Below are 25,273 nucleotides of genomic sequence, written 5' to 3' on the forward strand. Positions count from 1 at the left end.
TCGTACTTGGCTCCGTTGTCGTACTTGGCTCCGTTGTCGTACTTGGCTCCGTTGTTGTACTTGGCTCCGTTGTACTTGGCGTCGTCGTCAGTTTATTTGTAATATCATGGGTAGTCTCATCATAGATTGTTTCATAACCAGGTACTGTGATTTCTCGGATGCGGTAATTGTAAAGAAATCCTTGTTTATCATATTTAGGTAAATCAGTAAATCGATATAACCAATTGTTCTCGTTTGTCACAACTTTGAAGTCATATAGCTGACTATTTCGCAATAACTCAACTGTAATTGTAGCAGGTCGCAGCCCTTCCTGATTATTTTCATCTTGCCAGTATTTCTCACCTTCTATCTCAATTAGAGCACTTAACATGTTCGTAATTGTCTGATTATCTTCGGCAATTTCTACTTCGTAATTGGGAATATATTGTTCATTGACCTGATAGTCAAATAGTATGCCATCGTCATCAAACTTTTCTAAATCGGTGAATAGATATTTCCAATCATTTTCCACTGTTGCTTGAGTCACTCCAAACAACTTACCATTTCTCAATAGCTCCACTGTTATCGATTCTGGTCTCATATTCTCCTGATTATTCCCATCCAACCAAATCTTTTCTCCTTCAAGTGAAATTAAGATATTAAGGTGATTAACAATTGTCGTCCCATCATCTACATAACTTGTTTCATATCCTGGAACGGCCGTTTCAACTACTCGATAGCGAATTTCTTTTCCATTTAAATCGTACTTTTCAAGATCGGTAAATTCATACTGCCAATTATCTTCCTTGTCAACTTCTTGAACTGCGACAGGGAAGCGAACATTGTTTTGAAATAGTTCCACCGTGATATTTTCAGGCCGTAATCCCTCTGAATTATTATGATCATCCCAGATTTTTTTTCCTTCGACACTTATCGTCTCACTTAGCCGGTTAACAATTGCATGCCCCTTTTCGCCAATAATTGTTTGATATCCCGGAACACTCACTTCTTTAACATGATAATAATACAACTCATCTTGAGCATCGTATTGAGCCAAATCCAAAAATTCATACATCCAACGTGTCTGTTCTGAAATAGTTGTTTCTTTAATTTTCTCTTCATTTTGATATAGCTCAATCACTACCTTATCTGGTCGCATTCCTTGAGAGTTACCATCATCTCGCCACGTTTTTTTTCCACGTAAATCAATCATTGCACTTCTTTCATTGGCGATTTCCTGAATGATGGTTTTTTCCTCCATAACATCCTCTTCTGTTAAAATAAACTCAACAGCTTCAATCAATAACTCATGACCTGGAGGTGCTTTTATTTCATCCATATAATAAGTCCCCGCGTCCAATCCAGAAACCAGAATTTCGCCATCCTGATTGGTTTCAAACGGATAAGCATCTTCTCGGCTACTACTCCAAAAATGGCCCACTGTCCGATTGAAACTAAGATACTCTGGTAAATCACCAGTTAGACGATATAGATTAAACACAGCTCCATCTAAGGGTTCACTAAGATTATTCTGCCCTAGCGATGTCTTTATTAATTTTAAACTTCCTTTTAACCCCTCTTCGAATTCTCTCTCAACCCAATTTGCTCGGAAATTGTGAAGCTCTGCTCCATCTCGCTGGTGAAAATCTTTCACAAGGATTAATCCATTCAGATTGCCGCCGGAATATACAACCGTTGCATTAGGCGCTAAGACACTCCCAATTGTAGCCGTCCCGTAAGTTAACAAATTAATTTTTCCATACAAATCCTGACCTAAACTATCCACTCCACGATTTATACCGTCAACCGAAACTGGTAAAACGGGTGGTGTTCCATCTTGAGGTTGATCTGAATAATTGGTAATTTGTTTAGCATTTGGGAAATAATAACTGACTTTCTGCGCGTAATCAGCTGTCAATGGATCCGTCAATGACAATTCACCATCGTCTGAAAACGTACCACCAGAAAAAACAATTTTTTCACGGGTCGATTTTAAAATAATACTATCGTAACTATTATCAGCAATTAAACTGTCGGCAAGACCTATACCATTGATTGTTAACCCTGTATCACCGCGCCAAAAGCTGCTGACTTGATCCAGATCAATAACTAAAATTTTCGAATCAATTTGTGATTGTCTTATGGGAATAATCGGTAACTCACCTGAAGGCCCCCAAAAAGATAGCGTTTCGAATTCCGTTTCAGTTGTCTGACTCACTGCCTTATCTATATAACTTGCTAACTTCTCTCGCTCACTTCTGAATAGATTTAACGAATATGACATATCCAATTGACTCAAATAATAAGGATAGGCCATTTCCTGTAGCAGATTTGGCGTCAACCATGAGTCCATCTCTTCATTCCCAATGACCCAACCTCTTCCATCCCCAGATTCTTCAAATGATAAGGTGGAATCAGAATAATTTTTTATACCACCATTTATCAATACATTGACCACTTGAGTCGTTTGAAGTGGCGTTCCTACCGTTGTATTCACATCACGAAAAGAAGCACCAAATGTGAAAGTTAGTGTGTCCCTAGGAAAAAGCGAGTCACCACTAATAATAATAGGTCCTTCTGTATCCGCACTATCTGCTGAATGCTCTCCATCTATAAACCCATTATAATCTCTAATATCGCCAATTTGCGCCAATTTTTCTGATGGCAATGCGGCTATCGCCGCATCTGTTTCTTTCCCCCAAAAGCAAAAAAAACCGATTAAACCAAGCATTACTATCCCGAATAATTTACAATGTCTCATTATAATCTCCCCCATCATTTTTTATTTAATTAACCACTCGCTACCTTTTTTTATTACACGTCTCCAATAAAAAATCTTTAGAACTAGTACCCCGCCGATGAATTCACTCCTTAACAAAAAAGTATAAGGTCTCATTGTTAGCACTTACAAATAAATCTTCCGCATTTGCCAAAGGAGTAACACGGATTGAATAGTAGTCGTCTGCTGAATTCATTCAAGTATACAGCTTCTCTAATCCACTTAATTTTCTTTTAATATTGTCAAAAATCATTTTTTATGAACACTCTTCTAAAACAATTTGTTCCATAAAGCTTTTGCTTGTCTCTTAAGACAAACAGCTGTCTGTGTATAAGGGGGCCTATTTTCTTGATATTTCGTTTAACTGCTTTAGCAATCAACACTACTCTTTTTTGCATGACATTATTAACCATATGACTCTCATGACCTAAGAATTTAGAGATCTTTTAAAAAAAACTCTCTTCAAATTGGAAATCACCTCAATAATAGCTTTAATTATACTTTATTGCTTTATAATCCGACTAATTTTCCACTATATGATAATTCCTTTAGTACCCTCGATAGCAACTCTAGCTACTACAAAAAAGAATCTTTATTCATCATCGTGCCTCTCAGTATTGTCAGCGAGCCAAATAGCTCGTAAGCGACTTTAAGAATTCATCTAGAGTAACATTGCTTTTTTTAAGAAGCCCTTTCGCAAAAAAGCATCATCAGTAATTAGATTAACCACAATTTTTATTATTTGATCTGTCGCACTAATTTCCCGTCACTAAAAATATCGACCTACACTATTCTGTCGTATACAATGTAAACGGCAGAATAATATAAGTCGATAAATTTTCTTTTCATTCTCATTTTGACTACCAGTCTAAGTCATTAAGATTTTCTCACTCCTTAATGCTTTGCAAAATAAAATAACCCTTTTCCTTCGTCAATATCTCCACATTGCCAAAAACATCTTCCATCTTCTTAGCAGCGCTGGGTGCTCCCTGTTTCTTTTGAATCACCACAGTCAATGTGCCGCTCGTAGCTAAACGAGAAAAAGCCCCTGTTAAAATCTCATGGACCACTTGTTTACCCGCCCGAATTGGTGGATTACTTAAAATCGCGGCATAGGCCGTCCCTTTAACACTTTCATAAATATTTGACTCATAAATAGCCACATTCTTAATGAAATTTTTTTCGGCATTTTGGCGAGCTAAATCGACAGCACGCTGATTAATATCCACCATTTCAACCGTGCGTTCAGAATCAAAGGCGAGAGCTAAACCAATCGGCCCATAGCCACAACCAACATCCAAAATAGCCCCTTCTGGCAAGTGCTCTTCCGTAAAGGTGTCAATTAAAACTCGGGAACCAAAATCAACTGTCTTCTTCGAAAAAACCCCACTATCTGTTGTAAAACGGAATCGTTTCCCCTTTAACTCAAACTCCCACTCAGCAATATCATGAGGTGTACTTGGTTCATTTGTATAATAATGATTATTCGTCACACGCGTCACTCTTTCTCTCTTCTTATTTGCTTTAATCCAGACAGGATCAGTTCCGCTAAAAAATCATAGCCTTCCAAGGAAAAATGTAAGCCATCCTCTTGCAACAACGATTGCGGATCTACCAGCTGCATCATCTCATCTAATACGTTAATAAAGTGGACACCTGTTTCCAGTGCCACAGCTTCAGCCCCATCAACAAAGGACTTAATCCGCTCCAATCGAGCTTGGGAATCACGCTGATTCGTGTAAGGTGCCGATAGCAACAACACCTTTTGCCAGCCAATGCGAGAAATAATCGCCTTTAAATTGGCCTGATAGTCGGCAACAGACAAGGGGCAAGCCAAATCCGCATCGTTGGCGCCGAAAAAGACTGTCACATAGGCCGGATCATAGCGTAAGATAAACCGCTCAATTCGAGCCAAGCCGTCGACGGTTGTATCACCTGGAATACCTGCATTCACCACCTCAAGATTAGGCAATGATTTTTGAATAGGTGCCGTCAACAAATCCGTGATCTCCTGCTGATAATACCCAGCTGTAATGCTATCGCCAAAAAGAAATATTTTTTGCACCTGAATCCTCCTTGTTTCGAGATATATGTTATAATTCAGCTGTACACCACTCATAAACTAATCAGATACACCTTTGATTGCCATCTCTAAAAAGATACCCTATAATCCAGCTACCTACTGCCAAATTGGCCTATAAAGACAATCAAGTTTAATTATAATCCATATAATAGCACGCTAGAGGAGTTTTGAATATGTTTAACACTAAATTTTGCCGTGAATCACGAGTTATCCAAACTCATCGCGTTTTTCCAACTGATCTTAATTCACACGGCACCTTGTTCGGAGGGAAGCTCATGGCTTTGATCGACGACACAGCATCCATCTCCATCACACGCCATTGTCGCCGCAACGCCGTCACCGCTTCAACCGACCGTCTAGATTTTCTTCATCCAATCGGTGAGAACCATTCCGTTTGTGTGGAAACCTTTATCTCCGGTACCGGCAAAAAATCAATGGAAGTCTTTGCTAAAATTATCGGCGAAAATCTGATAACAGGCGACCGTTACCTTGCCGCCACCTGTTTTATGACCTTTGTAGCCGTTCCTTCAAAAGAAAAACCAGAAAAGGACTTTACCGTTCCCACCGTCGAACCAGAAACAGCTGAAGAACAGATGATTTGCAGCGGCTATCAGGAACGCCGCACACATGGGTTAAAAGAACTGGCTTTTCATGAACAATTTTCCAAAACCGTCTCATTAGACGTTCCCTGGAAATAAGCAACACTAAAAACCTGAACGAATGAAGCCCTTTTCAAAGAAAAAAATGAGAAACTCTTAACAAAAGTTACTTTATACACGAAAAAGTAAGATATTTAGCTCAAATTATGATAAAATAAGCCCATTAGGATTTTCCAAATGGCAACGATCAATGGAGGCTCTAACACAATGAACAGCTCAAAAAAACATTACCAGTTTTCAAGAGAAGAGTGGAAGAAGTTTTACCGCAACGGTATCCCCCCACTTACTGAAGAAGAATTACAAGAAATCAAAAGTTTTAACGACCGCATCTCCCTTCAGGACGTGCAAGATATTTACATGCCCTTAACTCATTTGATTCATATTTATATGAAAGAATACGAATCACTGCAACTCAGTAAAGGCTTGTTTATGCAGTCCTATCAAGGACACACCCCGTTTATTATCGGCATCGCTGGAAGTGTTGCCGTTGGTAAAAGTACGACAGCTCGTTTATTGCAAATGATGCTTTCCCGAACCTTTAAACGCCGCAACGTCAAACTGATTACCACTGACGGGTTCCTTTATCCTAACACCATATTAGAAGAACGTGGTATTATGGACCGCAAAGGCTTCCCTGAAAGTTACGATATGGAATTATTAATCGCCTTCCTTGACAAGGTAAAAAGCGGCAAAGAGAACATTGAAACACCCGTTTATTCTCACGATATTTACGATATTATTCCAGGAAAAACCGAAATCGTCAACGAACCGGACATCCTGATCGTCGAAGGAATTAACGTCTTACAATTACCCATGAATCAACAAATTTACATCAGCGATTTCTTTGATTTTTCACTCTTTGTAGACGCTGAACCAGAATTAATCGAAAAGTGGTATTTAACCCGCTTTGAAGCCCTTCTGGATACGGCTTTCCAAGTCCCAGGGAATTTCTATTACCCTTACGCCATCGGCCCTCGAGATAAGGCGCTAAACATGGCCAGGCAAGTCTGGAAAGACGTCAACCTAAAAAATCTAGAAGAATACATCTTACCGACCCGCAACAATGCCGATGTGATTTTACATAAAACACAGGGCCACGAGATTGACAATGTCTCTCTCACTAAATACTAACCAATGTATGAACAAGCGAGCCATGCTCGTTTTATATAAAAACTAATTTAAGATAAGGGTGAAGTTACGTGACAGTTGCCGACATGACAACATTAGAAAAAGTAATTGTATTGGACTTTGGGAGTCAATACAATCAATTAATTACACGCCGCATTCGCGAATTTGGTGTTTTCTCTGAATTGATGAGCCATCGTATTACGGCTGAAGAAATCAAAGCCATTGCACCTAAAGGGATTATCTTTTCCGGTGGACCAAACAGCGTTTACGGAGACAAAGCATTTAAAGTCGATCCAGAAATTTTTAAACTTGGCATTCCAATTTTAGGCATCTGTTACGGCATGCAATTAATGACCCAAGAATTTGGTGGCGTGGTTGAAGGTGCCGCTAAAAAAGAATACGGTCAAGCCTTTATCGATGTCCAAAATCCTAAATCAGGTCTTTTTAACGGTTTACCAGAACGTCAACAAGTCTGGATGAGCCACGGTGACTTAGTCACTAAAGTTCCTGAAGGCTTTAAAGTAACGGCAACAAGCACTGACTGTCCAATTGCTGCCATGGAAAACACGAAGTTAAACTTCCATGCTGTCCAATTCCATCCAGAAGTTCAACATTCTGAATACGGCAATGACATTTTACGTCACTTTGCTTTTGATATTTGTGGCTGTACTGGCGACTGGTCAATGGGCAGCTTTATCGACATCGAAATCGCGAAAATTCGCGAAACCGTTGGCGATAAAAAAGTATTACTTGCTTTATCAGGCGGCGTTGATTCAAGTGTTGTCGGAGTCCTTTTACAAAAAGCCATCGGTGACCAATTGACCTGTATCTTTGTCGACCACGGCTTACTTCGTAAAGACGAAGGCACTCAAGTCATGGAAATGTTAGGCGGTAAATTCGGTTTGAACATCATTAAAATCGATGCTCAAAAACGTTTCTTAGATAAATTAGCTGGCGTTTCTGATCCAGAACAAAAACGCAAAATCATCGGCAATGAATTCATTTACGTCTTTGACGATGAAGCAACCAAACTACAAGGCATTGAATTCCTAGCCCAAGGCACGTTATACACTGACGTGATCGAAAGCGGAACGGAAACAGCCGAAGTGATCAAATCGCATCACAACGTTGGCGGTTTACCAGAAGACATGCAATTTAAACTAATTGAACCACTAAATACCTTATTCAAAGATGAAGTTCGCGCCGTTGGAACTGAGCTTGGTATGCCTGATCACATCGTATGGCGCCAACCCTTCCCAGGTCCTGGTTTAGGAATTCGTGTCCTTGGTGAAATCACCGAAGAAAAACTAGAAATCGTCCGTGAAAGTGACGCTATTTTACGTGAAGAAATCGCCGCTGCCGGCCTTGACCGCAGCATTTGGCAATATTTCACTGTCTTACCAGGCATCCGCAGTGTGGGTGTGATGGGAGACGGCCGTACTTACGATTACACCGTTGGAATCCGTGCGATTACCTCAATCGATGGCATGACAGCCGATTTTGCTCGTATCGACTGGGATCTATTGCAAAAAATCTCTGTTCGTATCGTGAATGAAGTGGCTCACGTTAACCGCATCGTGTACGATATTACGAGTAAACCACCAGCAACTGTTGAGTGGGAATAAAGAGCCAACATAATAAGGATGGGGAATGCCGATAAATCAACGTTTTTCAACTTATGAAATGCTTGATTTTCATTAAAAATGATATGGTTCCCTACCATTTTCCCTACCCAAAAACCTGATCAACGCGATTAGGTTTTTGGGATTTTTTTTGTATCATTTTCAATCATAATTGATGGGCTAAAGTGTCAATTTATTTTTCAATATTTCTATCGTAGAATCGTTTTCCTCAAACATCATGTTAGCGAAATCAATTTCACTTAATACAAATTCTATTTTGCTATTTATATTCAAACCTACTTTTCTATCAACTTTATTTTTCGCCATTTCTTTTTCTAATAAAACTTCATTTAATACATTTTCAAACTTTCTGACATTTATATCCCCTTCGTATTCGTTCTTATAGTGTCGAAAAAGAACTTCACCGTTAGACTTTTTAATTACTATTCTATTTCGTAAAAAGAAATTAGAGAAGGTCGAATAGTCTGTAATATACACATCATTTACGTACAAAGCTTTACCTAAATCAGTAGCAGATAAAAGTATCTTTTTTACATTATTTATTTTTGTATCCTCTGATAAACCTAATTTTTGTAGAACATAATTTGTGTGCTTTTCAAAATGATGAGAAATTCTATTTATTTGTTTTGTTTCTTTTACTAAATCAGAAATATTATTTACTATTTTATCAAAATCATCGGGTTCTGAATGCGACTTACATTCTACAAAATACATTGTGTCTTCAATTAAAAAACATGCATCGCATTCATAAGTAGTACCTTGATAATTTTGCTTAATTCCCGACGATTTGAATCCGCTTTTATTTAATAATTCATTAACAGTTTTCTCAAATCCAAATCCTCTAAAAGAAACTTCATCTGAAAATTTTTTTGAAAAATTGCTAATAACCGCATTCGATGCGTATGATTGTAACACCATTTGAGGAATTATAAGTAGTTCATCAGTAGTATCTATTCTGATAAATGGACAATCAATTAAATCATCGCTATCTTTTTCAAAAGTAAAAAATTTGATAATTTCTTTACTTTGCTCCTCTGCATAACCATTTTTGACAAACAATCGTTCCCACTCTTTTTCTGTCTTTATTAAACAATACGAGCACACATTCATTTTTCGTTTTTTTCTATTTCTACTCATGAATACATTGCATTCTCTCTGTAATATATTGAACGCTGTAAGCCAGCCTCGTAAAGATATCCCTTTTATCTTTTTTTCAAAATTATCAATATGATATTTTATTGCTAAATTTTTTTTATCAGCTTCAAAAAAATGTCCATTACTAATTTCTGTTTCTTCATGCAACTTGTTCTTAAAAATTTCTGTTTGCATTATATTTGTAAACAGATGAGTTCGATTATTTTTAATATTATAGTAAGTATTTAATTCATCGTTGGATATGAAAAAACGCAATTCGTCATCATTAAATTCTGAACCTATACTTGAGTATTTCCAATAGCTAAGAAAGAAATTAATTAATCCTTGATCCGCGGTTAAACCTATAGCACTGCTAGCCATTCCAAAACTTTCTTTAGAGAAAATTCTTTTATATGATTTTTTGCTTAAAGTGTTCCGTTTATAAAACATGAGAAACTTTAGTATCTCTGAAACAGCAAGTGCTATTCCCATAAATGCCTCGTCAGCATTCTCTACGTTTAATTCGTGACCAAAAAAATTTCCTATATAAGTTATATCTAATCCGTCATCAAGTGGCGAATCAAGCATTTTAGATTTAATATTACTCAACATAAATCTGTTCATATCTTCAAGAAATTTATTAACAGTATATATTATTTTTGCAATACTGTTTTGAGGATCAGAGTCGCTTCCTAACAACTTCGAAATTATAACATTATAATTATCTGATAATTCATTTAGTAAATTTATATTTACAACTTCCTGATCAAACCTCGCCAACTCTTCCGGTTCTACTGTTATTTCCAGTAGATTTCTTATTCTTTCTTGTTGCTTTGAAAAAAGTTTTTTACAAAATGGATCAACATAAAAACCAGAATTTTTAGCAGCGAAAAACAAGGCATCTACGCCATCTTCTACATAAACTTTTTTTAAATACTTATAGAATGTTTCTATATCAGAGTGGGCCATATTTTGTATTTCCCTTATATTGTATTTTTTTATCTTGTCAACAAATTTCAATTGAATCCCTCGCTCTCTCTAATTGTTCATTTTATTAGCACCTTGAATAAAATTACTAAACAAAAAATGATATCATGGCAAACTAGCATTTGTAGGAATTTTTAAACTGCTATTTTTATCTCGCTCTAATATTTTCAAGACACAAGAGATATCCAGCAAAATCGCCCCAACATTTTCTATCTTCTGATGAACCGAGTTTTCCTATCCAATTAGTGTCTAATTCTAGTTGTTCACCGAACTTATAAAATGCCTTTAAATTAATCATAAATGTATTGTGATAGCTAGTCCTTAAATTATCTTTTTCATGTTTTTCTTCGCGAGAAAAGTAATTCCAGTTAGTTCTCATATTCGAATAGACTAAAGCTGAATCTATGACTTCTTTCCATAACTCATGCAAATATTCATCTTTGCACTCCAATACATTAAAAATAGAGTTGTAAATTTCTAATGCTTCTTCGAAAGACATTGAGTCGTTATTTTGCAAGTAGATATTGTAATCCAACATTCAACCAACTCCTTTTTTATACATTTCCTTAAATACAAAAAGATACCTTCAAAATAAATAGAAAGCATCTATGGCTATAAAGCATACTAAAAATTTGATTCTATTACTTCAATATGATTCATTTTTTTATTACTAGCGATTATAGAATATTAAAAAAATTTTAAACATTGCTAAAACCTTAATATTTATGAGAGCACTAAGGTACGTTGTTTTATTCTAGCTAATATTCATTATTATCTTCGCCATCTACTAAGAACTTCATCTATAGATATATGGGAATTAGTACCTACTTGATCTATTTTTTTCCACTCTTCATTCCAAACTGTATGGACTTTTACATTTTCTGATTGAGGTCTAGGATTTGGTAATTTCATTTTTGCTATTGTTGGAACTGGCACAGAATCTCCAACTACAAGACATTCGCCTGGTGAAAGAGTTGGCAACACATCAGCAACAGAATTTGTATTATTCGGAAGTAAATTTTTTACATAAGACTGATCTGTAGTATTAGTTAGTCTAAGCGAGATAAAATTATTACATTGCGCAAAAATAGTATCAGAGACCTCGCTAGGTCTTTGGCTTACAACCATTAAGCTTAATCCATACTTTCGCCCCTCTTTTGCAATTCTCTCCAATGATTTTTTTGAAGCTTTATATTCAGCACTGTTACTTTTGGGTATATAGTTATGTGCTTCTTCACAAACTATAAGGAAGGGTACATCATTTGTAGCTCCCTGTTCGTGACGTAGTTTTGAATAATGAAAAGCAAAATCAAAAATAACTCGAGAAATAAGGCTTATAGTAATTGACAGAACTTCAAATGGGATACCACTTAAATCAATAATACTAACATTTGAACACTGCAAGTAACCTAAAAACTGTTTCAAAATCGTATTGAAATCATCAGTTACGAAATCCGTATTGTCTTCTTTCAAAGGATTCATAATAAAATTTAAACGTCTATCATTTACTTTATTATCAAGTCTAGAAATAAATCGATTGAATTCTCCATTAAAAGGACCATTAGACGCCTTGTCAACTTTAGCTGTAGAGGTCGGTACAAAAACAAGTTCCTCTTGAAAATACATGTTTGTATCTGAAACTAATTCCATTGTACCATCTTCTTTAACAATTTTAGGTATCCCAACTTCATCAGTAATTTTACTAAGCACTTCATTATTTAAGTTTTTAATATAATTACACACCTCATTAATGCTGAAATATACAGGAGTATCATAAGTGATATTTTCTAATGTGGGATTATATTTTTCTTTATTTAATATTACAGCTTTCTTAAATTGAGAAACTTGGTTATGGGAATTTGCTTCATTACTCTCTATAAATAATGATTCAAGTTCTTCACTATTCATTAGCCAGTACGGCAATTTCAATTTATCTACATCTAGAAGATTTAATAAAAAATTTTGGTCTTTTTCTAATTTGAAGGCAGAACTATATTCTGAATGTATATCAAAAATTATTACATGTGAATTCTTTTGTTTTGCAGAATTTTTATTTGTTGCTTCATCTATTCCAACTGCTTCTTGCAATATCTTTGCAACAGTACATGATTTTCCAGACCCAGTAGAACCGACTATTCCAATATGTTTACTAAAAAAAAGATCGCCATCTAAAAACAAAGATAAATTTTCATTTTGAGAAACTTTCCCTAATTCAAATGAATACTTTTCATTTTCCAAAAAAATTAATTTTAAAGTATCTTCATCAGCAATATCCACGGTTTCTGTTGGTGAAGGTAATATTGAACTTCCAGAAATAAATTTATCATTAATAACTGCACCTACAGGCTCAGTTGTAAGAAGATATTTATCATTATCGTTCTCAATGTCATTTATCGCCTTAATATTTTTAATAGTAGCTATCAATTTATCATGATTTCCTATAGATATTTTTAAGTGTTTCCCAATTTTTAAGCTTACTTTGTTGTTCTCAAAATCTTCAAAATTCATTTTGATGACAATACCTAAAGCAGAACTCTCGTATACTTTTCCAATAGCCATATTCATCTCACCTCATTTTCAATTTTTAAAAGATATTTCAAATCACTCAATTCGTTTACTTCAATATTTTCCACATTAACATCTTTATAGTCAATACTTGAAGTTTTTTTACAAATTACAAAAAAATCATCAGGTTTATTCTGATTGAATATTTCATATATCTCATCATTTCCATTGCAAAGCTTAATCTTATATTCAAACCAGTCATCTTTAATTTTTTTCTCTGGCTCATTCATAAATAATTCTTTGAAAAAAGCATTTCCTTTGCGACCGTCATTGGATACTACTTCTTTTCTATATAACCTAGAAACTAAATCGGCTATTTGTTCGTGGGTATAATCAAGAATGCAAATAGTAGCAGGATTGTGTAGCTTAGCTTTGTTACAGTATATATTTGTATAATCCTTTATAAACATAACAATACCACTATCAAAATTATTTATTTCATTAGAATTAAAAATAAAATATCTTTTTCTGAGATTAATATTAAGATTAGCCCCTAACTGTTTTCGTCTAGCTTTTAATAAGTTGCGATAGGACGTTAGTTCTCTTGTCCACCTTGTAATTGCAGTTGTTTTCAAGCCTTGAAGATACAGGACAAACTCTTGTTTAGTAATTTTCCGTTCATCATCACTTAAAGTACTCATATCAGCAATTTTTTGAATAGCATTTGGATAAAATATTTCATTAACATCTTCTTGAGATAGTTCTCCAGTTTTATCAATTAAGAGTTGACATACATGCTCTTCCATCTTTTTTATCGGTAATCCAATTTCAAAGCGAAAAAAATTATTTAAAAAATCATTTAAATCCACTTCATCTTTAAGATTCAGTTTTTGAGTAGAGAAATAAGATACTAATTCTTCCTTTTCAGACTTAGATTTATTGCTTTTCGAAATAATTTCATTAAGATTATTTTCATTACATTTACGCAAATGAGATGTATACTTAGAAACATAATCAAAATTAGTTGTCATCAGAATTTCTTCTAGATCATTTTCAGATAATTTTTTTTCACCCACAGCCAGTTGTGGGAAATGAGCATAAAGAACATACTTCACTACTTTAGTATTTCCCGATATTTTATTCTCTGTGTAATGCTTAAGCATTTGTAGCACAGGTTTATAAATATCAGCTAAGGTATAGTTGCTTTTTGACTCGTGATATTTACACTGTACTGCTGTAAGTAGTTTCTCCGATTGAATATCAATATCTTCCGTAATACCCTCAACTTGAATTTCTTCACTTTCAGATTCTAATATATATTTTAAGGTCAAGTTAAATTGATATAAAAACCCTTTTATGCTTGAATCTGCAACTCTAGTCATTGAATACCCTCCTTAATAATTTTATGTCCACTTTTTATACTATTAACAGTTTTTAAGACTTACAAATATTAATATATATATTATATCAAGAATATGTTAAACAACATAGGTCTATTTTGTATTAAAATCACAAAAACAACTATTAAGTTATAGCGCTTATAACTTAATAGTTATAAATTTCATTTTAGACAACCATTTTCATTCAACTATCATAATAAATAATCTGAACTACAAATATCACATCTACTCTAATCCAACATAATATTCTCCTACAAATTCCCCGTATTCACAAGAAGATTGGAATTGTAATCCCCACATGACGTTTGAAATAGCCCACATTGCAATTGATAACTATTTACAAAATTCTAAAATGGTACCTGACAGATAGATAAGTTTTTTTGGTGGAGAACTTTTAGTTAACTTTAAATTAATAAAAAAATGTATTGATTATGTTAATAGCTTGTCAAATACAGAAAATATCAAGTTCTCTATGACTACAAATGCAATTACGTTAACAGTGGAAATTTTAGAATGCTGTGTAACTAATAATATCCTAATTAATGTCAGTCTAGACGGTGCAGAAGCTACACATGACAGATATAGAATTGATTTAAATGGATATCCTACATATAGAAAAATTATAAGTAACTTGATGTTTATTAAGAGAAATTATAAATCATATTTCGAAAATTGTATAACATTAACTATGTGTAGTTGCACCACCGTTTTCTCAAGAAGAAGTTCTCGATTTATTCGAGCTTTTAGAGCAGGTAGTTACATTAAACTCTTTCACATTCCGTTTTACTACTAAATCAACCTATTCGCCATCAGTCTCACAAAACGCCAACATTTTTCTATATGCCCTACTCTCAAATATCCATGTCACTCTTCAGCAATAACTATCTAACACAAAAGTCTTTACTACGTGTAGTTAACGTTTTTCATAAAATTTTCTAACTGACATAATGTTGATTAAATTCCATGGACAGAAAGCGTTGACATTTATTTATTTTTAGTATATTATTACCTTGTTAGAAGGATAGTTATTATTAAGTTAAGCTAGACCTAAACAAACTCGTCAAGGGTTGTTTAGGTCTATTTTTGTCTAATAAAAGGGGCGGTTATTTTGAAAATTATTAAAGTACTAAATAATAACGCAATCATTGCTCTTAATGAAGAGGCTGAAGAGATTATCTTAATGGGCAATGGATTAGGGTTTCAAATGAAAATTGACTCTCCCGTTTGCACTGAAAAAGTTGAAAAAGTATTCAAATTAGAAAACAACATTGAACAAGAGCAAATCGAAAAACTATTTTCAGAAATACCAGAAGATATTATTCGTGTTTCTTATGAAGTCATTAGTTATGCTAAAAAAAAGCTGAGCAAAGAGTTAACAGACTCCGCTTTTATTGCCATAGCTGATCATCTCCATTCCGCTATCCAGCGTGACAGAAAAAATCTCCAAGTCAAAAATTTTTTACTGTGGGATATTAAACGATTTTTCCCTGAGGAATTGCTGATTGGACAAAAAGCGATTGATATTGTAAATGAAAAATTCAATACGACCCTACCAGAAGATGAAGCTGGTTTTATTGCCTTACATATTACCAATGCCAGTCTAGACAGCCGATACGATGACGCAGTGAGCTTAACTCAGCTAATCGAAGAAATTCTAACCGTCATCAAGTACACTTTACGAATTAATTTTTCAGAAAATGATATCTATTTCCAACGATTTATTACACACTTAAAATTTTTCTCTCAACGGGTTTTAACCAGTCAAACTCATCCTGAAGAGAACCAAGTTGAAAATGACTTGTTTAAACTGGTGACAAACCAATATCCTGAAGCCTTTGAAGTCACTAAAAAAGTCTCTGAGTTTTTAAAAGCTCGTAGAAACTACCTTATTTCAAAAGATGAACAAGTCTATATTACCATTCATCTAGCAAGGATTATTGATAAAACAAAGAATTAAGAGATTTCTCTTAATATAGACATTTTGATAGAAAGGAGTCTGTCGACCTTCCTGTGGAAAGGACCGGATCGTGACATTAAGTTGGCGAAACCTTTAAATACAAAAAACTATTTGGAGGTATTAACATGGGTAAATATGAAGAACTAGCAAAAAATATTGTAAAAGAAGTCGGGGGAAAAGAAAACGTCAACTCATTGACTAACTGTATCACTCGCCTGCGCTTCAAACTGAAAGACGAAAGCAAAGCAAATACAGATGTGCTAAAAAATATGGATGGCGTGGTAACCGTCATGCAAGCTGGGGGACAATACCAAGTCGTGATTGGTAATCACGTTCCTGACGTCAAAAAAGACGTGGACGCTGTTTTAGGTGTACTAGAAGCTCCGACTGAGTCTGGACCAAAAGGCAATTTATTCGATCAATTTGTTGACATGATTTCAGCTATTTTCCAACCGATTCTAGCGCCCCTATCTGCTGCCGGTATGTTAAAAGGGGTTAATGCCATTTTAATTTTCGCCTTAGGTGCTGGATTTGCCGATTCATCAACATCCGCTATCTTTAATGCTATGGGTGACGGCTTATTCAAATTCTTACCGATCTTTATTGGTTACACCGCCATGAAAAAATTTGGTGGTTCCCCCTTCCTTGGCATGTTAATCGCCTCAAGTTTAGTCTATCCAGGCTTTTTAGAAGGAGCTGCGACTGCTCAGTTTGCTGAAGCGGGAGGTCTTAACTTCTTTGGTATTCCGTTCTCTATTCCGCCAGCAGGCTACGGTTCGACTGTGATGCCGATTATTGCAGCCGCTGCTTTTGCGGCCTTTTTAGAAAAGCAGTTACGAAAAGTAATTCCTGACGTGATTAAATTATTCATTGTGCCATTTTTAACAGCACTTGTCACGATTCCATTAACCTTCTTAGTTATTGGACCAATCATGAATACTGTTTCTGATGCCTTAGGAAATGGCTTGCTTTCTATTCAAAGTTTCAGCCCGATTTTATTTGGTGCTATTCTTGGGTTCTCTTGGCAAATCCTTGTGATGTTCGGTCTACATTGGGCCCTTATCCCATTCGCTATTATCGCCTTATCTCAAGGTGATCCAACTTCATTATTAACACCATCGGGCAGTGTCAGTTTTGCCCAAACTGGTGCAGTATTAGCCGTCATGTTGAAAACTAAAAATGCTAAATTAAAAGAACTATCGATCCCTGCATTTATTTCAGGTATCTTCGGTGTGACTGAACCGGCTATTTACGGTATTACACTACCTAGAAAAAAACCTTTCTGGGCCTCTTGTATTGTGGGTGGTGTGACTGGTGCCATCGCCATGGGATTAGGGATGCAAGGTTATCAAATGGGTGGGTTAGGTATCTTCCGTTATCCTAGCTCTATCTCGCCAGATGGTGATGTTAAATTTGCGATTTATGCCATCATTTTAGACGTCTGTGCTCTAATTGCAGGGTTTGCAGTTGCTTATGCCCTTGGATTTAAAGACGATGAGCCAACGATTACCATGTCTAAAGAAGAAGCTAAATTAGCGACAACTGGTCAAAGTAAAAAGTTATCAAAAGAAGACATTTTTTCACCAATCGCAGGTCAGGTATCACCCTTAAGCGCGGCTAAAGATGGGGCATTTGCTGACGGTATCTTAGGTAAAGGCGTGGTCATCGAACCTGCCAACGGTGACGTTGTCGCTCCCTTTGACGGAACGGTCATGACCCTCTTTCCAACCTACCATGCCATTGGCTTAATTTCAGAAAATGGCACGGAAGTCTTAATTCACATTGGGATTGATACAGTTCAACTTGATGGAAAAGGCTTTGAAGCTTTCGTTAAACAAGGTGACACCGTGAAAAAAGGTCAAAAGTTAGTACATTTTGATATTGATACCATCACCAGTGCCGGTTACAGTACACAAGTTCCGATTATTATTACCAATACACCTGACTTTGCAGATGTTATTCCAACCTCCGAAGCCACGGTTAAACCTAATGATTTATTAATTACAACGGTCATTGCAGACTAAGCAGATAGAAGAAAAGGAGCAGATAGGCATGAGTTTTCCAACAAATTTTTTATGGGGCGGCGCAACAGCAGCTAATCAATGTGAAGGAGCTTGGGATGTCGATGGCAAAGGGGATTCTATCAGTGACCACAATCGGGCTGGTAGCCGCACCTCAGGCACTCGTCGCACATTTGATTTAGACATTTCTGATAACTATTATTACCCAAGTCACACAGCCATTGACTTTTATCACCACTACAAAGAAGATATTGCCATGTTTGCTGAAATGGGCTATAAAACCTATCGGATGTCGATTAACTGGACCCGGATTTTTCCAAAAGGGGATGAAACAACTCCTAACGAAGCAGGCTTACAATTTTATGACAACGTCTTTGATGAATGTGCCAAATACGGGATTGAACCCCTTGTCACTATTTCTCATTTTGAACTGCCCTTCCATTTAGGCAAAGAGTATGACGGTTTCTTAGACAAACGAGTGATTGGTTTCTATGAAAATTATGCCGTAACCTTATTCGAACGATACAAAGATAAGGTCACCTATTGGTTGACCTTTAACGAAATTAACTTTGGGACACTGCCCCATGGTTTGCGAATTAATGGCCTATTTAATCGCGACTACACGGAGTCAGAGCAATATCAGGCACTGCACAATGTCTTTTTAGCTTCTGCTCGTGCCGTTATTGCTGGACACAACATTAATCCAGACTTCAAAATTGGGTGTATGTTGGCGTACATCACCATGTACCCAAAAACATGTAAACCTGATGATGTGTTAAAAACCCAGCAAATGAATGACAAACTGAACTTTTTCTGTGGTGACGTTCAAGCAAAAGGGAAATATCCGTACTATATGACACGTTACTTTGCACAAAATGATATTCAGGTTGAGATCACACCAGAAGATGAATCCTTACTGCAAAAAGGAACAGTGGATTACTATACATTTAGTTACTACATGACAACTTGTATCGCAGCTGACTTAGATCAACGTGAGGATAAATCAGGTGGCAATCTATTTGGTGGTGTGTCCAATGAGTATTTAGAAACAAGTGATTGGGGTTGGCAAATTGATCCAGTCGGCTTACGTTTCACTTTAAATCAGATTTATTCTCGTTATGAATTACCATTAATGGTGGTTGAAAATGGCTTAGGGGCTTTCGATGAACTCACACCAGAAGGTACCATCGAAGATGATTACCGCATCGATTACTTCAAACAGCATATTGTCGAAATGGGCAAAGCCATCGATGACGGTGTTGATTTAATTGGCTACACACCTTGGGGCTGTATTGATTTAATCAGTGCAGGCACTGGGGAAATGAGCAAACGCTACGGATTTATTTATGTAGACCGAGACGACGAAGGAAATGGCTCACTCAAACGTTACCCGAAAAAATCATTTTATTGGTATAAAAAAGTAATCGAAAGTAATGGGGAAGACTTATAGATCAGTAAAACTTCTGTCTTCACGTATAAGAAACAAAAAGTAGTGAGAGATGTCTGTCTCTCACTACTTTTTTGCTTGTCTGAATAGGTCCCATGAACTAAACAGACTAGACTCTAAATGACAAAAACTATCCGTTTAATCCTTGAGCGTCATGATCGATTTTAAGCAAATCTTGATAAAAAAGATACCTCGCTCCCTCACCAAGGTCTATCGTGAGTCACTAATCAACCATTCCCTTTGGTGCTAGTTGCTTTCCCTATAAACGACACATCCTCATCTTAACGCTCATTTCACACCTTTTCTTATCGTTATATCATTATAATAGCATATCATTTGTATTAAATAATATAACATGTTACATTAATCCATGTAAGCGGTACAAAAAAATATTAGGAGGAATCAACATGAAAAGAACCATGCTCAAAGCAGTCGTTACACTAGGTCTATTAGTAGGAGGTTTATCTGTTTCAGCCACTGTCACTCACGCTCACGGTTATGTGTCATCCCCCGGTAGTCGTGCCTATTTCGGTAGTAGCCAAGGTGGAAAGCTAAATAAAAACGTTGGACGGGCTGAATGGGAACCTCAAAGTATCGAAGCACCTAAAAATACCTTTATTCCAGGAAAATTAGCTAGTGCAGGCGTTAGTGGCTTTGATCCCTTGGATATTCAGACACCCGACCGTTGGCACAAATCAGAGATCCCAACTGGCCCACTTGCCCTCACTTGGACCTTAACCGCACGTCATAGAACCTCTACGTGGGATTATTACATCACAAAACAAGGTTGGGATCAAAATCAACCGTTAGATATTAAAAATTTTGAGTTAATCGGTCAAATTGATGATAAAGCGGCCATTCCGGAAGCTTCCGTCAAACATAACATTACCGTTCCAAGTGATCGTAAAGGTTACCACGTCATCTATGCCGTCTGGAATGTTTACGACACAACCAACGCCTTCTATCAAGCAATTGATGTCACTATTAAATAACCAATAACCTAACCTAAAGGAGCCACGTACATGAAAATCAAATCGTTTATTCCCGCCTTTTTACTCGTTTCAGGTATTGCCTTAGGTAGTTTACTGACTACCGTCTCCGCACAAGCCGCTGACACAGCTAGCGAGATGGTCAGTGTCACCAATAAAAAGGTCCTTGTGGGATATTGGCATAACTGGGCGTCCAAAGGCAGAGATGGTTACAAACAAGGAACATCTGCCAATATTTCATTAGCTGACGTCAATAAAGCTTATAACGTCGTTCCCGTCTCCTTTATGAAAAGTGATGGCCTTAGCCGCATTCCAACTTTTGCGCCCTATAACCAAACAGATGCAGCTTTTCGTCAAGATGTGTCATTACTTAACAGCCAAGGTCGGGCTGTCTTATTAGCCCTAGGTGGCGCAGACGCCCATATCCAATTAAAAACAGGTGATGAACAAGCTTTCGCCGACGAAATCATTCGCCAAGTGGAAACCTATGGCTTTGACGGCCTAGACATTGATTTAGAACAATCGGCCATTACAGCTGGTGACAATCAAACAGTCATTCCAACTGCCTTGAAAAAGGTCAAAGAACATTATAGAACCCAAGGTAAGAATTTTATCATCACAATGGCACCAGAATTTCCTTACTTAAAACCAGGCGGGGCCTATGAAAAATACATCACGTCATTAGATGGTTATTACGACTATATAGCCCCACAGCTATATAATCAAGGTGGTGATGGAGTTTGGGTCGATGAAATCATGACATGGATTCCTCAAAGCAATGACGCCTTGAAATACGAGTTCCTTTATTACATGTCAGATTCCATGATTCACGGAACACGAACCTTCTTGAAAATTCCAAACGACAAATTGGTTTTAGGACTTCCAGCAAATGTTGATGGTGCTGGTAGTGGGTATGTCATCGACCCAACCGCTGTTTACAAAGCACTTGATCGACTAACAAAAGATGGAAATCCCATTAAAGGCTTGATGACCTGGTCTGCCAACTGGGATACTGGTAAAAATGTAAACGGTGTTTCCTATAACAATGAATTTGCGACGCGATACGCTCAAATTTTACAATAGTCTATCAACGTAAGCTTAGACCCCCAAAAGTTAGACCATACATCTAGCTTTTGAGGGTCATTTTTTTGAAACTATTCGGTCTAGCTATTTTGAACAACTTGCTGCTCTAAATTTAGTAAAAAAACGAGGAAAGTAATCCCGGTCACTATTTTTCTCAATGAGGGTTGCCATTTGTTAAAGGACGCACGATCACTGACTTATTTCTTCACCGAAATAGCCAGAACTCTCGCTTACTAAACACCCTTTCTCAGTGATAGACACTCTACGATAAATGCCCTTCTCCCCCTTCTTTTTTCACTACAAGTAGCCTTCTTAAAATCAGCAAGAAAACAAAAGCCGAAGAAAATCCTACTGTGACATCTGACAAGAAATGAGCCCCTTGCATCATGCGACTAAACATGATAATCCCTGCATACACCAGAGCCCCAAGAAATAGTTTTTTTTCATATTTACGCCAAGAAGGTTGAATGGTTGCTAATAAACTTAGGAGCAAGGTGGACCCTGCCCACTGAGAATGACCTGAAGGGAAGGACTTAATCTCTTCTTTCGATGGCACAAAAGATAAATACGTCTTTCCATTAGCTTGGTACCACCTAGTAAATAGATCAAAATTATCTTGCATCGATCTAAATCGTACTCTGCCAACCATCGGTTTAATTGACTCAACTAATACCATGGAAGCTAAAATGGCCAGAACAATCGCTGCCCCAACTCTTCTACACTGGTTCCCGTATTCTTTTGGAATTCTCGAAACAAAAAATCCTGAAACAGGTGCAATTATAAATAAATAGATAAACCCTATATTATCGATATAATTAATGACTAACACACCACCAAACATGATGAACAACACATAAAAGAATCCTGACAACACCAGAAAAAACTTCTTCGATTTTTTAAAGTCATAGCTAAATAACAATAACGAGGCGGCTAGAACAACTATCGTTCCCAGAACTACTGGAGCAAAGTGTTCAAAAAAATAAGAAAAAGCATTCCCTTTTCTGAAAACAGCTGTTGCAATCTCAAAATCCCAAATCGTGCCAATTCCCAACAAGACTAAAAGTCCTGCGCCAACACCCATAAATAGTTTTCTCATATTTCTCCTCCATTCGTTAAAATAACATTTTTATACCAGAAAAATGATTTTTTGCGATAACGCCTATATGTTCCCTTGCCTTCGTTATCCAAATCTATATAGATAAACCCATACCGTTCACTCATTTCACCAGTACTGGCGCTGACCAAATCAATACAGCCCCAAGGCGTATAGCCCATTTCAGCAAATAACCCAATGTCTTCTTTGTAATGACGATACATGTTAATGCCTTCCTTAGCTGGATAAAAATGCGTATCATCAAATTGGAGATAAGTCATCTCCCCAGTCATAATCGGCAGTCGGTCTTCTCCCGCCGGAATAAGATCTACATTTGCTAGTCCCCGACCGCCTGAGGCATAACCACCTTCACATTGATTGGCGGCTGTTGCTCCACCCCATAAAAAATGATCAGGAAACGGCTTCTTTTTAATCATCTATATCACCTTTCTTATTTAATAACGGATGCTACTGGTTGACCACTGTCAATCAAATCGGTGTCGTGTTGGGGTATAATATCCAAATAATCCTGGCTGTTTGTGACAATCGTTAACACGGTCGGATCATATCCTTTAGCAACTAACTCCTCTAAATCGACCTCTAGTAAAACCTCGCTGACACTAACCGTGTCCCCCACACTCACCTTAGTCGTAAACCCTTCCCCTTTAAGTTCAACCGTATCAATCCCTACATGGACTAATACCTCCACCCCTTCTGTACTCTTCAACCCAATAGCATGTTTCGTTTCAGCAATCAACACCACTTCCCCCTCGATAGGCGACACAATCTCACCTGATTTAGGGGCGATGGCCACTGTATACCCCATGATTTTTTCTGAAAATGTCACATCACTGACTGTCTCCACTGGAATAAGTTTCCCTTCAGCCGCCCCGTGGATTGTGATTGTTTTTTGAGAGTCATCTGTTTTATCTGCCTCCTTTTTATCAGGTCCTTCCTCATCAACTCCCATTAACCAAGTCGCAATGAACGCCACTAAAAAGGATGCCACACTGCCACCAATTGCAACTAAAAAATTTTGATTGTTCGTTGGATCTATATAACCCGCTAAACCAACAATCCCTGGCATCGCCATGGCAAAAGCCTTAATTTTAAAAACAGCTACAACAGCTCCAGCAATCCCACCGCCAATCATCGCCCCATAAAATGGCTTTTTCAATTTTAAAGTGACACCATACATCGCTGGCTCAGTAATCCCAATAACAGCAGAAATACCGGCTGAGAGAGAGACCTGTTTCATCTCACTGTTTTTGGCTTTAGCGAAGACGGCAAAGGTGGCTCCGGCCATAGCAAAGGTCGCCATTAAAGTGGCCGGCATCATCGAATTATCAAAACCAAGTTCAGCAAAGTTATTAATCATAATGGGGCTCAGCGCATAATGCATTCCCGTCATCACCAGTACAGGATAAAAAGCCCCGACTAAGGCTCCGCCCACTATACCTAAGTGTTCAAACAACCACGTCACTCCTACTGATAAAAAACCACCCGCATATGTTCCTAATGGTCCTAGGACAACCAAGGTAATGGGCACCACAATCATCAACGTAAACATCGGAGTAAACATGATTGAAACCGCTTTCGGCATCCATTTTTTCACGAAGTTGTGCACGTGTTTTAATAAATAAGTTGCCAATATAATCGGAATAACCGATGAACTATAAGCAATAAAAGGGGCGGGCAATCCCCCTAATAACGTAATGCCTGTCACTGTTCCACCAGCCATTAACTCATTCACCCCATTGGTCATCGTTGGGTATAACAAAACACCCGCAACAGCCATTGCTAAAAACTCATTGGTTTTAAACTTACGGGCACTGGTTACGGCTAAGAAAAACGGCAAGAAATAAAAGGTAGAATCACTGATCATATTTAATACAACATAGAGTCCACCTTCCGTTGACAGCCATCCAAGGGTGGTAAACAGTGCCAAGAACCCTTTAATTAATCCCGTTCCAGCTATGGCAGACAACATCGGACTAAACACACCTGAAATAATATCCATCAATCCATTGATAACACCTTGTTTCCCTTTTTTCTCAGAGACTTGCCCCTCCAAAAGACCTAATTCCTTGCTCACTTCCACAAAGGCGTCATTTACATCATTACCAATAATGACTTGAAACTGGTCACCAGAGAATTGCGCTCCCATCACGCCTTTCAGCTGTTTGATGTCGTCAATCTTAACCTTCTTTGTATCCACTACGTTAAAGCGTAAGCGTGTCACACAATGCCACGATTCCGTAATATTTTTTTTACCACCTGTTAAGTCAATAATCTGCTTTGCTAATTCTGAATAGTTCGCCATCATACTCTCCTCTTTTCAATTAAAATAAAAAACCAAACACAGAGAAAACAACCACGTCTTCAT

General features: G+C 37.0%; 18 protein-coding genes and 1 pseudogene. 8 read left to right on the forward strand and 11 right to left on the reverse strand.

The window, feature by feature from the left end:
• The 3 genes from RWN13_RS17020 to RWN13_RS17030 all read right to left on the reverse strand — a co-directional run.
• Window positions 1–2,740, reverse strand: a 2,740-nt coding sequence (locus tag RWN13_RS17020) for a Cna B-type domain-containing protein (protein ID WP_314066086.1), incomplete at its 3' end; no start/stop codon positions are given.
• 905 nt (window positions 2,741–3,645) lie between these two features.
• Complete coding sequence (locus RWN13_RS17025) at window positions 3,646–4,251, reverse strand: class I SAM-dependent methyltransferase (RefSeq protein ID WP_314066089.1); 606 nt, start codon at window positions 4,249–4,251, stop codon at window positions 3,646–3,648.
• 5 nt (window positions 4,252–4,256) lie between these two features.
• On the reverse strand, window positions 4,257–4,823 hold the full coding sequence (locus RWN13_RS17030; protein ID WP_314066091.1) for a GDSL-type esterase/lipase family protein: 567 nt from the start codon (window positions 4,821–4,823) through the stop codon (window positions 4,257–4,259).
• 191 nt (window positions 4,824–5,014) lie between these two features.
• Between RWN13_RS17030 and RWN13_RS17035 the strand changes: the two genes are divergently transcribed.
• The 3 genes from RWN13_RS17035 to guaA all read left to right on the forward strand — a co-directional run bounded on the left by RWN13_RS17035 (window position 5,015) and on the right by guaA (window position 8,253).
• Window positions 5,015–5,539 carry an acyl-CoA thioesterase gene (locus RWN13_RS17035; RefSeq protein ID WP_314066093.1) on the forward strand — a complete coding sequence of 175 codons (525 nt, stop codon included), beginning with the start codon at window positions 5,015–5,017 and terminating at the stop codon, window positions 5,537–5,539.
• A gap of 168 nt (window positions 5,540–5,707) precedes the next feature.
• Window positions 5,708–6,631: a type I pantothenate kinase gene (gene coaA / locus RWN13_RS17040; protein ID WP_314066096.1), complete on the forward strand. Its 924-nt coding sequence runs from the start codon at window positions 5,708–5,710 to the stop codon at window positions 6,629–6,631.
• An 83-nt stretch (window positions 6,632–6,714) separates the two neighbouring features.
• Window positions 6,715–8,253 carry a glutamine-hydrolyzing GMP synthase gene (gene guaA, locus RWN13_RS17045; RefSeq protein WP_314066201.1) on the forward strand — a complete coding sequence of 513 codons (1,539 nt, stop codon included), beginning with the start codon at window positions 6,715–6,717 and terminating at the stop codon, window positions 8,251–8,253.
• 177 nt (window positions 8,254–8,430) lie between these two features.
• Here the strand turns inward: guaA and RWN13_RS17050 are convergent, their stop codons facing one another.
• From RWN13_RS17050 to RWN13_RS17065, 4 genes are all read right to left on the reverse strand, one after another.
• Window positions 8,431–10,425: a hypothetical protein gene (locus tag RWN13_RS17050; RefSeq protein WP_314066099.1), complete on the reverse strand. Its 1,995-nt coding sequence runs from the start codon at window positions 10,423–10,425 to the stop codon at window positions 8,431–8,433.
• Between the two features lie 115 nt (window positions 10,426–10,540).
• The gene (locus RWN13_RS17055; protein ID WP_314066102.1) at window positions 10,541–10,930 is read right to left on the reverse strand and encodes a hypothetical protein; all 390 of its coding nucleotides are present in this window, start codon (window positions 10,928–10,930) and stop codon (window positions 10,541–10,543) included.
• Window positions 10,931–11,163: 233 nt separating this feature from the next.
• Complete coding sequence (locus RWN13_RS17060) at window positions 11,164–12,951, reverse strand: ATP-binding protein (RefSeq protein WP_314066103.1); 1,788 nt, start codon at window positions 12,949–12,951, stop codon at window positions 11,164–11,166.
• A gap of 2 nt (window positions 12,952–12,953) precedes the next feature.
• Complete coding sequence (locus RWN13_RS17065) at window positions 12,954–14,279, reverse strand: hypothetical protein (RefSeq protein WP_314066105.1); 1,326 nt, start codon at window positions 14,277–14,279, stop codon at window positions 12,954–12,956.
• A 1,126-nt stretch (window positions 14,280–15,405) separates the two neighbouring features.
• On the opposite strand from RWN13_RS17065, the gene licT reads away from it, so the two are divergent.
• The 5 genes from licT to RWN13_RS17090 all read left to right on the forward strand — a co-directional run bounded on the left by licT (window position 15,406) and on the right by RWN13_RS17090 (window position 21,794).
• On the forward strand, window positions 15,406–16,254 hold the full coding sequence (gene licT, locus RWN13_RS17070) for a BglG family transcription antiterminator LicT (RefSeq protein WP_314066107.1): 849 nt from the start codon (window positions 15,406–15,408) through the stop codon (window positions 16,252–16,254).
• A gap of 125 nt (window positions 16,255–16,379) precedes the next feature.
• Complete coding sequence (locus RWN13_RS17075) at window positions 16,380–18,278, forward strand: beta-glucoside-specific PTS transporter subunit IIABC (RefSeq protein WP_314066108.1); 1,899 nt, start codon at window positions 16,380–16,382, stop codon at window positions 18,276–18,278.
• A gap of 28 nt (window positions 18,279–18,306) precedes the next feature.
• A complete protein-coding gene (locus RWN13_RS17080; RefSeq protein WP_314066110.1) occupies window positions 18,307–19,725 on the forward strand; it encodes a glycoside hydrolase family 1 protein in 1,419 nt (472 codons plus the stop codon).
• A gap of 404 nt (window positions 19,726–20,129) precedes the next feature.
• Window positions 20,130–20,714, forward strand: a complete 585-nt coding sequence (locus RWN13_RS17085) for a lytic polysaccharide monooxygenase (protein ID WP_314066113.1) — start codon at window positions 20,130–20,132, stop codon at window positions 20,712–20,714.
• Between the two features lie 30 nt (window positions 20,715–20,744).
• A complete protein-coding gene (locus RWN13_RS17090) occupies window positions 20,745–21,794 on the forward strand; it encodes a chitinase (protein WP_314066114.1) in 1,050 nt (349 codons plus the stop codon).
• Window positions 21,795–22,056: 262 nt separating this feature from the next.
• Here RWN13_RS17090 and RWN13_RS17095 read toward each other — a convergent pair whose 3' ends face one another.
• From RWN13_RS17095 to RWN13_RS17110, 4 genes and pseudogenes are all read right to left on the reverse strand, one after another.
• On the reverse strand, window positions 22,057–22,890 hold the full coding sequence (locus RWN13_RS17095) for a phosphatase PAP2 family protein (protein WP_314066115.1): 834 nt from the start codon (window positions 22,888–22,890) through the stop codon (window positions 22,057–22,059).
• Window positions 22,887–23,069: a family 1 glycosylhydrolase gene (locus tag RWN13_RS17100; RefSeq protein ID WP_314066202.1), complete on the reverse strand. Its 183-nt coding sequence runs from the start codon at window positions 23,067–23,069 to the stop codon at window positions 22,887–22,889. The genes RWN13_RS17095 and RWN13_RS17100 overlap by 4 nt, the downstream gene beginning before the upstream one ends.
• Window positions 23,061–23,324, reverse strand: a pseudogene (locus RWN13_RS17105) (family 1 glycosylhydrolase); the annotation flags it as partial. The pseudogene RWN13_RS17105 and the gene RWN13_RS17100, both read right to left, overlap by 9 nt.
• Before the next feature lie 14 nt (window positions 23,325–23,338).
• Window positions 23,339–25,213 (reverse strand): beta-glucoside-specific PTS transporter subunit IIABC, encoded by a 1,875-nt coding sequence (locus RWN13_RS17110; RefSeq protein WP_314066118.1) that lies wholly within the window; start codon window positions 25,211–25,213, stop codon window positions 23,339–23,341.
• Between the last annotated feature and the right edge of the window lie 60 nt (window positions 25,214–25,273).

Source organism: uncultured Vagococcus sp. (genome assembly GCF_963518325.1).
Lineage (GTDB): Bacteria > Bacillota > Bacilli > Lactobacillales > Vagococcaceae > Vagococcus_D.